Source organism: Labrenzia sp. PHM005 (assembly GCF_006517275.1).
Classification (GTDB): domain Bacteria; phylum Pseudomonadota; class Alphaproteobacteria; order Rhizobiales; family Stappiaceae; genus Roseibium.
In genome coordinates this window covers 4,757,223-4,770,835 of sequence record NZ_CP041191.1, presented here as the reverse complement: position 1 = coordinate 4,770,835, position 13,613 = coordinate 4,757,223, and the positions used below count along the sequence as shown (strand labels likewise).

Sequence of the window (13,613 nt, the reverse complement as noted above, 5' to 3'; positions counted from 1 at the left end):
CAGGCAAGATTGAACTCTACCGACCGCGCACCCACATTTTGGGGGGAGTGCCCGTCAAGCCGACGGCGCAGAACCCTCTTGCAAAAAGCCGGGTTGCGCCAGCGAAGACGCCACGTTCTGGTCAGTAAAGGTTCCAGGCTCGGTCCCCCGTGTTGCTTGGCTGATACTATCCCACGGAAGGTATGGTGCCGGGAAGGTGTAAGAGGGACGTTAATTCAATCAAACACACGGCTCTTTGTTGCATTGCGAAACGTTGCGTCGCAATATGCGGCTAAGAAAATAGGAGAGTAGTGATGTCGGGACGCATACTTACAGTTGCGCAGCAAAAGGGCGGTTCGGGAAAAACCACCATCGCCGCTCATCTGGCTGTGGCGCTGGCGGAACGTTCTGGTGAACCGGTCGCAATTCTCGACGTCGATCCGCAAGGGTCTCTTGGGACTTGGTACGAGGCCCGCGAAGACAACCTCGGCGAAGACCAGACTGGCTTGGAGTTCCGTACTGCTTCCGGTTGGGGGGCACGCCGCGAAGCACGCTCCCTGGCACGTTCTCATGGGTATGTGATCGTCGATACACCGCCAAAGACCGATACCGATGCCAAACCAGCCATTGATGCGGCAGACTTTGTGATTGTTCCGATCCAGCCCACCCCGGTGGACCTTTGGGCGACCTCTCAGACGATTGATTTGGCTGCCAGAGAAAGCACACCGGCGCTTCTTGTCATGAACCGGGTGCCGCCGCGGGCTTCCCTCACTGGAGAGATGGCCGAAGCGATCGCGTCTTCCGGCTACGATGCTTTGAGCGCGCGCCTTGGCAACCGGACTGTCTTTGCCTCTGCCATGGGCAAGGGGATTGCGGTGACTGAAAATGCCCCCTCCAGCAAAGCCTCTCAGGAAGTTGGCCAGTTGATCGATGAATTGATTGCCCGGGTGGGCTAGAGCACCAGTCGTAAACGTGGAACCGTTTGATGGCTTTGGCCGGTCTATCCGGGTAGGCGCGGCACGCAGCGCGATGCGGGGCATCGGGCAAGATATGCAACGCAGCCGGTGGGCTGGCCAAAGTCACCCAAAGGGCCTCGTCTCATGAGCCTGCTGGCCTGCGTTGGCCCGCCCTTATGGTGCCTGCACCACTGCGGCCGGCCCGCCTTGCCAGCAGACAAATGAGACGGGTCAAGCGCTTCCACGTTTTTGCCCGGTGCTCTGACCCCCGGCCGGGCGGCATTTGGCCACCAAAAATAAAATTGCCTTGTCCTCGTCATGATCCGGTGCCTTGATGGAAAAAGTTATTCGGCCCGGGAGGACTGGCCATGTGGCATTTTTCGAAGTTTTTGTCTTTAAAACAATCAGATAGATCCGCTTTTAGATTCACTTGCTTAATAGCTGGCGTTTTTCTGGCCAGTAGTGCGGCGCTTTTGGGGGCAACTGTTTCAGCGCCTGCCCAAGACCGGCGGATCGTCACCATCGACGATGCCGATTTCTTTGGTAGTGACTATCGAACCGTCAAGGATGTGGACCTGGAGGGGTGCAAGGCGGCGTGTATCGGCGATAACCAGTGCCGGGCCTTTACCTTCAACACCAGCGCCGGTTGGTGTTTTTTGAAATCCGGTGCCGGTCAATTGCAGAGTTTCGCCGGAGCCGTGGCTGGCCGAATTGTCGAAGTTCAGCCGGTCCGCGCCGATGCAACAATCGAGCGGAAGGGCGAGCTGACCTTCCTCAGCCAGAAAACACTTGAAGCGGCAGAGACCTATGTTCAGAGGATCGAGAACACCACGCGTCCAAATGGACTCGATCCGCAAACAAATCGTCGTAACGGATTGAATGCGCTGGCAAACCGCGATGGCGCCTTGGCCGAAGCTGATTTTCTCCAGTTGATCGTGTTTGATTCTGCGCAGTTCGATCCTTGGGTCCAGTTGAGTTCGGCACTGATCGTACAGGATCCAAAGGATTGGCAGGAAAAGGAGACGAAACGCAAAAACCTGATCTCGGCTACCGCAAACGCCTATTTGCGTGCGGTGACAAAACCCGAGCGCGCGCTCGCCCTCGATCTGCTCGGGCGCGGCCTCGTTCTGCGCGACAATTACAAGGGCGCCATCAAGGCGCTGCGGGCTTCGCTTGTCCTGGAAGAAAGTGCCCCAGTCCGGCGCCGGTATGACAAGCTGATGGCACAGCATGGCTTCCGGATCGTCGACCATCAGGTGGATTCTGACAGTTCTACGCCGCGGGTCTGTCTGGTCTTTTCGCAGAAACTACCGGTCGGTGAAGATCTCAGTCCCTATGTGTCGGTGCGTGGTGATGGGACTGTCTCCATTGAAGCCGACGGTGCCCAAATCTGCGCCGAAGGTGTGCGTCACGGTGCACGGTATCAGTTGACCGCGCGCAGCGGGCTGCCGGCCGCCGACGGTGAAAAACTGGAAAAATCCGCAGAGGTGTCGGTCTATGTTCGGGACCGCAGTCCATCGGTGAATTTCCTCGGCCGCTCCTATGTCCTTCCAGCGGGCGGCGAACCGACCATTCCAATCGTCTCGGTCAACACAAACGAAGTTGAGGCCACCATTTATCGGGTCGGCGACAGGGGTGTGGCGGACGTCTTGCGGGACAACAGGTTCCTGCGCCAGTTGGGCAGCTATCAGGCCGAAAAGATTGAACAGGATCTCGGCGAAAAGGTTTGGTCAGGTGTGATCGAGACCGGCAATGAGCTCAATCAAGACATCACGACTGCCATTCCACTGTCGGAGACGGGGCTCCAGATGGAACCCGGCATCTATGCCATGACTGCCAGGTCCAAACTGGATTTGAAAAACCAATGGGGACCGTTGGCAACACAGTGGTTCCTGGTGTCCGATCTCGGCCTGACAGCTATGACCGGCGCTAGCGGGATTTCGGCCAATGTCCGCTCGTTGTCGCGCGCCAAAGCAATTTCCGGGGTGAATGTCCGGCTGATTGCGGTCAACAATGAGGTCTTGGGAACCGGAGAAACGGATAAAGACGGGTTTGCAAAGTTTGCCGCTGGTCTGACCCGGGGGCACGGCGGCAGCGCACCCGGTGTGTTGGTCGCAGAAACAGCCGAGGGTGACTACGGTTTCCTGGACTTGCGCAAACCGGCCTTCGATCTGTCCGACCGCGGCGTAGAAGGACGTCCGGCACCAGGGCCGCTCGATGTTTTCGCTTGGTCGGATCGGGGCGTTTATAAAGCCGGAGAGACAGTGCATGCTCAAGCCTTGCTCAGAACGGCAAAGGCTGAGGCTCAATCCGGCCTGCCGATGACTTTCATCATCCGCCGTCCCGATGGCGTGGAACATGCCCGCTACACCGTTCAAGATGGTGGTCTTGGCGGTTATGTGAAAGACGTGACCCTTAGCCCGACGGCGCAACAGGGGATTTGGTCCTGGCAGGTGTTCCTGGATCCGGATGGAGAAGCGCTTGCCGACAAGACGTTTCTGGTTGAGGACTACCAGCCCGAGCGCGTCGATTTTGCCCTGGAAACGGATGCAAATACCTTCAGCCGCACCGCGCCTTTGAAAGTCGCTTTATCCGCGAAGTTTCTCTATGGCTCGCCGGCGAGCGGCCAGTCTCTGGAAGGGGATGTGATTGCCCGGCCAGTCCGCACGCTTGCCACCTATCCAGGTTACAAATTCGGCATTGAAGACCCGAACGCCTATTCAGAGCGTTCACCGCTTCCTTCAGGTCTCAAGACCGATGACCAAGGCCAGCTGTCTTTTGGGGCTGTATTGCCCGGATTGCCGGAGACAACCGGTCTTTACGATGCCGAGCTTGTTGCGCGCCTTGTTGAAACAGGTGGACGGTATGTCGAGCGCACGTTGGATTTGCCCGTTGTTCTTGACGGACCGCGCATTGGCATCAAAGCCGCTTTTGACGGCGGGGTCGATGAAGGTGGCCCAGCCGACTTTTCGGTCATTGTCATTGGGACTGACGGTGAACGCAGCAGTGCCGATGGGGTGACCTGGACGCTCTCAAAGGTCGACCGGCGCTATCAGTGGTACCGGCTGGATGGCCGCTGGTCCTATGAACCGATCACCTCAACCCGCCGGATTTCATCGGGCAAGCTGGATATCGGCAAAGAGCAGCCGGCCAATCTGTCCCTTCCTGTCGAGTGGGGCGAATATCGGCTGGACGTTCAAGGGTCAGGCAACTTGCAGACTGCAACGCGGGTGACGTTCCAGGCAGGGTGGTATACGGCCAATGCAACGTCTGACACGCCGGATTATCTGGATGTCGGCCTCGACAAGGAAACCTACCGGCCTGGTGAGGTCGCAAAACTCCGGTTGAAACCGCAAATGGCCGGAACAGCGCTGATCAACGTCGTTGCGGACGGTGTGCTTTCGACCCAAACGGTTGATGTTTCAGCAGAAGAAACCGAAATCGATATCCCGGTCGAGGAGAGTTGGGGGGCGGGCGCCTATGTCACCGCCAGTCTCTACCGGCCGATGGATTTGCCGCAGGGCCAAATGCCGTCGCGGGCCATGGGCCTGTCCTGGCTGCAAGTTGATCCGGAAGATCGAAATCTCCAGGTGGTCATGGATGTCCCCGCACAGATCCGGCCACAGACACAATTGGATGTGCCGATCCGGCTGGCCAACCTGGAAGCTGGAGAAGAGGCTTACATCACAGTCGCAGCCGTTGATGTCGGCATTCTCAATCTGACAGCCTATGAGACCCCGGCGCCCGAAAACTGGTATTTCGGCCAGCGCCGCCTCGGCACTGATATTCGGGACCTTTATGGCCAATTGATCGACCGAACGGCAGGTGCGCGCGGTAAAGTCCGCTCCGGCGGGGATGGCATGGGTATGCGTTTGGATGCACCGCCGCCCGACGATGAACCGGTGGCTTTATTCTCCGGTTTGGTGAAGGTCGATGACAAAGGCGAAGCGACCGTCACGTTCGACGTTCCGGACTTCAATGGTGCCTTGCGCTTGATCACGGTCGCCTGGAGTGCGTCCGGCGTTGGTCACGGCGAACAAGACGTGGAAGTTCGGGCGCCGATTGTCATGAGTGCGAGCACACCAGCGTTTCTGGCGCCGGGAGATAGCTCACGTCTTTTGTTGGAAATCGATCCCGTCGATGCACCGTCCGGATCCTATGATCTTGAGTTGAGCGCCAGTGACGGGCTTAGTCTTGGGGGCGGCAGCGGGTACGCTCAGGTTCTCGATCTGGAAACAGGCAAAAAGGCACAAGTGATTGTGCCCATTTCTGCCGGAGAGGCTCTGGGACGCGCAGAAATCGTGGCATCCCTGTCCAACTCCTCCGATGAGACGGTCGTCAAACGGCTGAACTTGGAGATCAAGGATACCCAGCCGCCTGTGGTGCGGAACTATGGCTTTGATCTGGCACCTGGCAACAATCTGGAAGTGTCGGCGGCAAGCTTCGACGATCTGCGCGATGACAGCGTGAAAGTCACGCTGACGGCCGGCGGGGCTGCACGGATTGATATTGCCGGGCTTTTGGGCGCGCTCGACCGCTATCCTTATGGCTGCACCGAGCAGACCACCAGCCGTGCCTTGCCGCTCCTTTATCTAAGTGAAGTCGCGGAAGCAGCTGGTCTCGGCGGCGATGATGCAATCCGGGAGCGTGTCATAAAGGCGATTGCGGCTGTTTTGGCCAATCAGGCGTCCGGCGGCTCTTTTGGCTTATGGAACAGTTATGGCAGTGGCGGGACCTGGCTGGATGCCTATGTCGCCGACTTCCTGACCCGGGCGCGGGAGAAAGGTTACAGAGTTCCGGACATCGCCTTTACGTCTGCACTCGACAATTTGGAAAACCGGATTGCCTATGCATCCGATTTTGAAAGCGGCGGGGAAGACATTGCCTATGCGCTTTATGTCTTGGCGCGAAACGGCCGGGCTTCCATGGGCGACCTCCGGTATTACCTCGATGCCAAATTGCAGAGCTTTGCCACCCCGCTCGCCAAGGCTCAGCTGGCGGCAAGTCTCGCTCTTTATGGCGAAGACGAGCGTGCAGCGGCAGGTTTTGGTGCGGCGATCGACGCTTTGTCGATTGGACCGGGCCGGTCCTATCGTGAGGACTTTGGCTCGCCTTTGCGCGATGCGGCCGGTGTCACTGATTATGTTGTGACGGCGTCGGTAACCGATGACCTCAATAGCCGGGCAGTAGAGGCGCTCTCATCAGCCGATACCGCCACGCAAAGCCGGTCGACCCAGGATATGGCCTGGCTGCTGCTTGCGGCAAATGCCTTGAACAAATCCGCAGATGAGGCGCTTATCTCCGTGAGCGGTGTGGAAGAACCTGGCCGTTTGGCTTGGATCCTAGAATGGGACGACTTGAAGGCTGGACAGGTAGACGTGCGCAACAACGGAGCGAAACCCGCCGAGTTGCTGATGTCCGTCTCCGGTCAGCCGTTGAGCCCGGAACCAGCCGGAGGCAAGGACTATGCTGTTGAGCGCACGCTGTACGATCTAGACGGCAATCTTCTCGACCCGTCCGCCGTGCCGGTCAACACGCGGGTTGCTGTGGTGGTCACGGTCCGGGCGCTTACCGATCAACCTGGCCGCTTGATGGTGGTCGACCGGTTGCCTGCAGGGCTGGCCATCGACAATCCCCGCCTTGTGCGTTCCGGCGACCTTGGCGGCCTGTCGTTTCTCTCAACTATTGATACGCCAGAATACAGTTCGTTCCACGCCGGGACGTTCGAAGTGTCTGTTGATCAAACCCGTTGGAGCAACCAGGAACTGACATTTGCCTATCTAGCGCGCGCAGCGACGCCGGGTGACTTTGCCCACCCGCCGGCCTCGGTTGAAGATATGTACCGGCCGGAGCGGCATGCCGTGACGGAGACATCCCGGTTCGTGGTGCTGGGGCCGACACGTTAGGGAAGGCTGGTTACACGGAAAGCGTCTTTGGATGAAAATAGGATCGATCAGACGTTGGGGATTTGCCATCGGAGGAAGCGGCGTGTTGTGTGCCGCTGCTCTGACTTGGAAAGTCGTGAGTGACTACCAAGCTCTGCCACCAATGCCATCTGTATCAGATCTGTCCGTATCCACTGTCGTTCTTGACCGGAACGACCGGCTTTTACGCGCATTCACCAGTGAAGATAGCAAATGGCGGCTTCCGGTCGATCCTGCCGGGATCGACCCGCTCTATTTCGAGATGCTGCAGGCCTACGAAGACAAACGGTTCCGGTCTCACGGCGGCGTTGATATCCGCGCGCTGGGCCGGGCGTTTTTTCAGGCACTGAAAAATGGCCGCCTTGTTTCAGGCGGGTCGACGCTGACCATGCAGGTCGCCCGCCTTCTGGAGGAGACGCCGACAAAAACGGTTCAGCGCAAATATTTGCAGATCCTGAAAGCTGTTCAACTGGAACAAACTGCAACGAAGGACGAGATCCTGCATTTATATGCGTTGCGCGCACCTTTTGGCGGCAATGTTGAGGGTGTCCGCGCGGCCAGTTTGATTTGGTTTGGCAAAGAACCCCGCCGGCTGACACCGGCAGAAGCCGCTCTTTTGGTCGCGCTGCCGCAAAGTCCGGAGCGCCGGCGGCCGGACCGCTTTCCGGAAAATGCCAAAAACGCGCGGAACCGGGTTTTGGCCCGGGCGGTGTCTGCCGGTGTTTTGGATCTGGAAGAGGCTCAATCGGCAGCGCGGGAGCCGCTACGGGCCAAGCGGCATGCAATGCCGATTTTGGCGGCCCACGAAAGCCGCCACGCACGCTTGGGCTCACCAAAGCAGGCCGTATTGGAGCTGACGCTGGACCGGGATGTGCAGCAGGCTCTGGAAAGTCTTGCTCGCCGGCGCATTTCTGTTCAGCCGATACCGCTCACGCTGGCGATGGTTGTTGCAGACCATCAGACCGGTGACATTCTGGCGAGTGTGGGGTCTCCGGATCTTCTGGATGAAGGCCGAGCAGGACATGTCGATATGACCCGCTCGATCCGCTCGCCAGGATCCACCCTTAAGCCTTATATATATGGTCTCGCTTTTGAAGAGGGGATTGGCCAGCCGGAGAGTTTGATCGTTGACCGGCCGACCAATATCGGCGGTTACCGCCCGACGAACTTCGATCTGGCCTACCAGGGAACTGTAACTTTACGCGAAGCGCTGCAGTTGTCTTTGAACACACCAGCAGTCCAGCTTCTGGAAGCCGTGGGTCCGTCCAGACTGCTGGCCCGGTTGAAACGCGCTGGTATTCGGCCGACTCTGGAAACAGGACAGGGCCCGGGTCTGGCTATTGGGCTTGGCGGAATTGGTCTCTCGTTGCGCGACTTGACCCAAAGTTTTGCGGCTCTGGCTCGACAGGGAGACACGGTTCACCTTCGCAGTTGCCGGTCATCATGCCCCGGCACCGAAGTGTCCGGACGGAAATCGTTACCGGTCTTGCCAGAAAAGGCAGCCTGGCAGGTGACGGAAGCGCTGTCCGGTCTGCCACAACCGCTCAATCCGGAAAAAGGTCTTATCGCGTATAAGACCGGTACGTCTTACGGCTACCGGGATGCCTGGGCGGTTGGTTATGACGGACGCTATGTGGTTGGGGTGTGGTCTGGGCGTGCAGATGGATCGCCGGTTCCGGGTCAAACGGGGGCAACTGCAGCGGTTCCGATTCTTTTTGAAGCCTTTCAGAGTTTGTCGGCCGGGCGCCGTTCCTTGCCTCAACCGCCTCACGGATATGGGGCGAACGGTCCCAGGCAAGTTCCAGAAGCCTTGCGTTATGCGCGTGTAAAAAGCCGGCCAGATCAAAAACGGCGGGAAAGTCGGTTGGGAATCACCTTTCCACCGAATGGCGCGGAAATTCAGCTTGAAAGACGACAGTCTGGTTCTCGTGATCCGCTTGTCGTCAAATTCCAAGGTGGTCAGCGGCCTTATAGGCTTTTCGTGAACGGCGCTCCGGTTGGCGAGGCCGCGTTTGATCAACGGCTCCTTTGGTCTGCACCGGAAACAGGGTTTGCAAACCTTATGATTCTTGATGCGGCTGGGCACAGTTCCAAAGTGTCGGTCACGATCGAATCCAAACCTTGAGAATCAACACTCGCGAACAGATGCCATTCCTGGGAATACTCCCGGCTGCGAGTTGATGTTGATTGGTCTGGCAGCCCACCTGTCACTGCAATTGCCGATTCCTTGGGAGAATCCTGCGGAAACGAGGGGGGAGTGGGGCGGGTTTGCAAGTGAGCGGAAGTCAGAAGAAAGCGGATTTTGAACGAAATTCTGGGCTCAAACGCTTCTAAATCCTACCAAATCCTAAACGCCGACCCTGATTTTGTGACATTCACGCAACACCGGTTTCTCAAAACCCTTCCTGACGCCGCCAAAACGGATTTCTCAGTTGAACGGCAGATCGGTATGCGTATGGTCACAACTGCGAGCGGCTTCGGGCCGCGCTGATTTGCATACCTCGGACATCCAACCTCCGTCAGGAAGCAAATACAGAAATTATTCGCGGGGATAATGGCATCATAATGATGCTGGTAATTTGACTGATTTTTGGAGGTCAGACATGAAACTCTTTAAAGGCATGATGCTCGGCGCTGCAGCCGTTGCAACCGCCACCACTGCTCAGGCAGCTGATCTTCCGGTTGCTCCGGAGCCGGTTGACTACGTTCGTATCTGTGACGCATACGGCGCTCGCTTCTTCTACATCCCGGGCACCGAAACCTGCCTGCGCGTTGGTGGCCGTGTTCGTGCCGACTACCGCTTCCAGGATTTCGCAGGTACAGGCCCGAACAACTGGGACGCTAAGACCGACGAATCCACACGCTTCCGTGCTCGTGGTTACATCCGTCTTGACGCTCGCACACAGACTGAATTCGGCCTGCTGCGCACATACACCGACGTTTGGTTCACTTCCAACAACTCTGCGTTCGCTTCCGCTGGCGGCAACACAGAAATGTGGGAAGCATTCGTACAGCTCGGTGGCTTCACCTTCGGTCGTACCGGTTCTTTCTTTGACGGCTGGACTGGTGAGTCCTGGGGTTCTCAGATCGGTCAGGGCCTTGACTCCCGCGCTAACGTTCTTGCTTACACCGCTGCATTCGGCAACGGCATGTCCGCAAGCGTTTCTGTCGAAGCTGACAACGGCGGCCGCGCTGGTGGCTTCCTCGGTGGCTACGCACGTGGCGGTCATCGCATCCCGGCACTCGTCGGTAAGTTGAGCGTAAACCAGGGCTGGGGCCAGGCACACCTTTCTGGTGTTGTTCGCAACAACCAGGCTTCCACTGCAGCAGTTGACTCTGCTACCGGTTGGGCACTTGCAGCTTCTGCTCGCTTCAACCTGCCGATGCTCGGCTCCAACACTGGCCTGGGTCTCCGCGCAGCATATGCTGACGGCGCAATCGGCTACATCCACGAAGGTTACAGCGGCTACGACGCTACTGTGAACGCTGCTGGCACTGGCCTGTCCACTTCCACTGGTTGGGGCCTCGCTGCTGGTCTGACCCATTCCTTCACTTCCACAGTGTCTGCATCCGTACAGGGTCAGTACTGGTCCATCGACGCTCTTGGCACAGCCAACGACGTTGACGCATGGTCCGCACACGGTACCCTTGCTTGGACCCCGGTTTCCGGTCTGGTTATCGGTGCTGAAATGGAATACCGCAACAACGACTTCGGTGCTGGTGGCGTCGACAACGACGATCTGACCGCGACTTTCCGTGTTCAGCGCACCTTCTAATCAATCCTTATCTTAAGGTTTGATGGAAAACCCGGCGGAAGCGCCGGGTTTTCTTTTTGTGTTTTCAGAGTGTGATTTAAACCTTGCGCCAGGCTACGGGATTAGAAAGCGCCGGAAACGCTGCCACATCGCACTTGTTGAATAGAGTCTAATTAGTCCCAGCTAGGCTTTTCGCTGAATTAGGACATCCGCCTGCATTGTTCGTCGGGATATTCAAAACTCCGAACCGCGCGAACCCCAATCAAATCCGGTTTAGAAACCCGGCAATCCGTTTGTGGGTCTCCGGTTCCCAAAGAACCGGCGCATGTCCTTGACCCTGGACAGAATGCAATTCCGCGTTTGGGTGTGTTTCAACCATCCTATTGGCGGTCTCTTCGCTCAAAAGGTCCGATTGAGATCCGCGGATGATCAAAACCGGCCGGTCTTTTACCGCGTCATAGAGTGGCCAGAGATCCGGCACCGGCGCGGCGTCATCCAAACTGGCAAATTGATGAGCGAGCGCCGGATCATAATCTAGGACCACTTTGCCCTCATGCCCTGACGCCAATTGACTTGCGAGTTTCAGCCAGTCGGCTTCGGAAAATACCGGGAACTGCATGCCAAGGAGCTGCCTGAGTGATTGCGCAACGTCTGTCATGGAGCTGTAGGACATGTTGCGGCCGAGTGTTGCGGCAATCCGGTGAATAGCCCGCATTTCTATATGCGGCCCAATGTCATTGAAAATGACTGCCGCCAACCGGTCAGGCGTATAGCGGCGAGCCATAGCAAGGGCATGCAAGCCACCTCGTGAGGTCCCGAGGATCGCAAAGCGGGAAAGACCTAGTTTTTCGATCGCCGCGTCAATGTCCTTTTCCTCGATAGGGAGAGCATAGTTCCGCCAATCGTCATCCCAAGCGCTTTCGCCCCGGCCGCGGTAATCCAGCGCAACAACATGGTGCCCTTGTTTTTGAAGAAACGCCGCAATGTCTCTGAAATCGCGCGTATTTCTAGAAAGCCCGGGCAAACAGAGAACCGGGATCTTTTCGACGCTAGGGGCACTTTGCCTGGGACGCCATTCCCGGCCAGCTAGGGTCAGGCCGTCGGGGCTTTGATAGGAAAAAGGAACGCCGCCGTTCCAAACTGGATCAAAGGGCGGTATTTCCGCCGGTGCAAACGACAAGGCGTTTCTCCCCTGAATCTGTATGTGGTTTTCTTTAAGATAACGATGCCGTTGGCGCGCTGCCATAAGAAGTTTGCACTGCGAAGATACACGCAAAAGGGGTGAAGTGTGGGCTGGCACCAACACACCGCTAAGAAAAGCAAAAATGAGGGACCTAAACAGCAGTTGCAGGATTGCCCGATGCCGGTCGGATGAGTATGTTGCGCCTCCGTTAGAACTCCATGGGCATCCGCCCGCATGGCTTAACCCTGTATCGCCGATCTTAAAGGAAACCGAGATGTTCACAGGCTCCATCCCAGCGCTAATCACGCCATTCAAGGACGGGGCCGTTGATGAGAAACGGTTTCAGGAATTCGTCGATTGGCAGATAAAGGAAGGCTCGACCGGACTGGTCCCGGTTGGCACCACCGGCGAAAGCCCGACCTTGTCGCACGCCGAACACAAGCGGGTCATTGAGCTCTGCATTGAAGCGGCTGCTGGCCGGGTGCCGGTCATCGCTGGCGCTGGCTCCAACAACACTGTTGAAGCCATCGACTTCGCACGGCATGCTGAAGAAGCAGGCGCTGATGGCCTTCTTGTGGTGACGCCTTATTACAACAAGCCAAACCAAGCGGGTTTGAAAGCACATTTCAAGGCCGTCAATGATGCCGTTGGTTTGCCGATCCTGATTTACAATATTCCGGGCCGGTCGATTATCGACATGACACCGGAAACGATGGCTGAGCTGTTTGAGACCTGTGAAAACATCAAGGGTGTCAAGGATGCGACCGCGGACATGGCGAAGGTGTCGCGCCAGCGCCAATTGTGTGGCCCGGAGTTCAACCAGCTATCTGGTGAAGATATTTCGGCTCTGGCTTTCAACGCGCACGGTGGTGTCGGCTGCATTTCCGTGACCGCCAATGTTGCGCCGCGCCTATCTGCAGAATTCCAGGCGGCGACGTTGGCAGGCGACTACAAGACAGCACTTGAGTATCAAGACCGGCTTGCACCGCTCCACCGGGCGTTGTTTTTGGAACCGAACCCGACTGGGTCGAAATACGCATTGTCCCTTCTGGGCAAGATTGAAGAAGAACTGCGTTTGCCGTTGGTTCCAATCACCGAAGGAACGCAAGCTGAGATCCGGGACGCTTTGGCACACGCCGGTCTGATCAACTGATTTAAAGGAAATGGGCGTGCTCTGGTACGCCCTGGGAAAGACAAAATGGCTCCGAAAAAAGGGGGCGTTCCGGGCCGGACCATCATTTCCGACAACCGGAAGGCCCGGTTTAATTATGAAATCGAAGATACGCTGGAAGCTGGTCTTGAGCTGAAGGGCACGGAAGTCAAATCTCTTCGGACCGGCAAGGCGAATATTGGCGAATCTTATGCGGCGGAATATCAGGGCGAGATCTGGATCTACAACGTCTATATTCCGGAATACCTGCAAGGCAACCGGTTCAACCACGAACCGCGCCGTCCGCGCAAACTCTTGCTGCACAAGCGGGAAATCGGCAAGCTGGCCGGCGCAGTCCAGAAAGAGGGCAAGACGATTGTCCCTCTCAAGCTCTATTTTAATGACAAAGGCAAGGCCAAGCTGGAACTGGCCCTGGCACGCGGTAAGAAGCTTCACGACAAGCGCGAAACGGAAAAGAAACGCGATTGGCAGCGTGAAAAGTCGCGGCTAATGAAGAATTTCTCCTGATTTACCAATACGTCCGGCAACAGATCGCCTATTTGGTTGTGGATTGGAAGTGCATAGGTTGTGAGAAACCTGTGCGTATCCTGTGACTTGTTGCCAGTTAACTTTCGGTGGGAAAACAGTTCACAAGGTGTGGAAATT

Annotated in this window: 7 protein-coding genes; 6 read left to right on the top strand and 1 reads right to left on the bottom strand. The window is 57.2% G+C overall.

The genetic code is table 11. From position 1 onward, the window contains the following. Positions 1–293: 293 nt before the first annotated feature. The 4 genes from parA (at position 294) to FJ695_RS21555 (ending at position 10,635) form a co-directional block, all read left to right on the top strand. Complete coding sequence (gene parA, locus FJ695_RS21570) at positions 294–935, top strand: ParA family partition ATPase (protein ID WP_141187361.1); 642 nt, start codon at positions 294–296, stop codon at positions 933–935. Between the two features lie 473 nt (positions 936–1,408). Beyond that, on the top strand, positions 1,409–6,841 hold the full coding sequence (locus FJ695_RS21565) for an alpha-2-macroglobulin family protein (RefSeq protein WP_209010765.1): 5,433 nt from the start codon (positions 1,409–1,411) through the stop codon (positions 6,839–6,841). Positions 6,842–6,956: 115 nt separating this feature from the next. Next, on the top strand, positions 6,957–8,984 hold the full coding sequence (gene pbpC / locus FJ695_RS21560) for a penicillin-binding protein 1C (protein ID WP_209010764.1): 2,028 nt from the start codon (positions 6,957–6,959) through the stop codon (positions 8,982–8,984). A gap of 478 nt (positions 8,985–9,462) precedes the next feature. Next, positions 9,463–10,635 carry a porin gene (locus tag FJ695_RS21555; protein ID WP_141187358.1) on the top strand — a complete coding sequence of 391 codons (1,173 nt, stop codon included), beginning with the start codon at positions 9,463–9,465 and terminating at the stop codon, positions 10,633–10,635. A 241-nt stretch (positions 10,636–10,876) separates the two neighbouring features. On the opposite strand, the gene FJ695_RS21550 is transcribed toward FJ695_RS21555, so the two are convergent. Continuing rightward, positions 10,877–11,794 (bottom strand): alpha/beta fold hydrolase, encoded by a 918-nt coding sequence (locus tag FJ695_RS21550; protein ID WP_209010763.1) that lies wholly within the window; start codon positions 11,792–11,794, stop codon positions 10,877–10,879. Positions 11,795–12,071: 277 nt separating this feature from the next. Between FJ695_RS21550 and dapA the strand changes: the two genes are divergently transcribed. Both dapA and smpB read left to right on the top strand, forming a co-directional pair. Further along, complete coding sequence (dapA, locus tag FJ695_RS21545) at positions 12,072–12,950, top strand: 4-hydroxy-tetrahydrodipicolinate synthase (protein ID WP_141187356.1); 879 nt, start codon at positions 12,072–12,074, stop codon at positions 12,948–12,950. Between the two features lie 45 nt (positions 12,951–12,995). After that, positions 12,996–13,475, top strand: coding sequence for an SsrA-binding protein SmpB (gene smpB, locus FJ695_RS21540; protein ID WP_141187355.1), 480 nt, complete (start codon positions 12,996–12,998; stop codon positions 13,473–13,475). The last annotated feature ends 138 nt before the right edge of the window (positions 13,476–13,613 follow it).

Excerpts from the sequence above, each read along its gene's own strand:
- parA (WP_141187361.1), top strand. The coding sequence starts at position 294 with ATGTCGGGACGCATACTTACAGTTGCGCAGCAAAAGGGCGGTTCGGGA.
- FJ695_RS21555 (WP_141187358.1), top strand. The coding sequence starts at position 9,463 with ATGAAACTCTTTAAAGGCATGATGCTCGGCGCTGCAGCCGTTGCAACC.
- dapA (WP_141187356.1), top strand. The coding sequence starts at position 12,072 with ATGTTCACAGGCTCCATCCCAGCGCTAATCACGCCATTCAAGGACGGG.
- smpB (WP_141187355.1), top strand. The coding sequence starts at position 12,996 with ATGGCTCCGAAAAAAGGGGGCGTTCCGGGCCGGACCATCATTTCCGAC.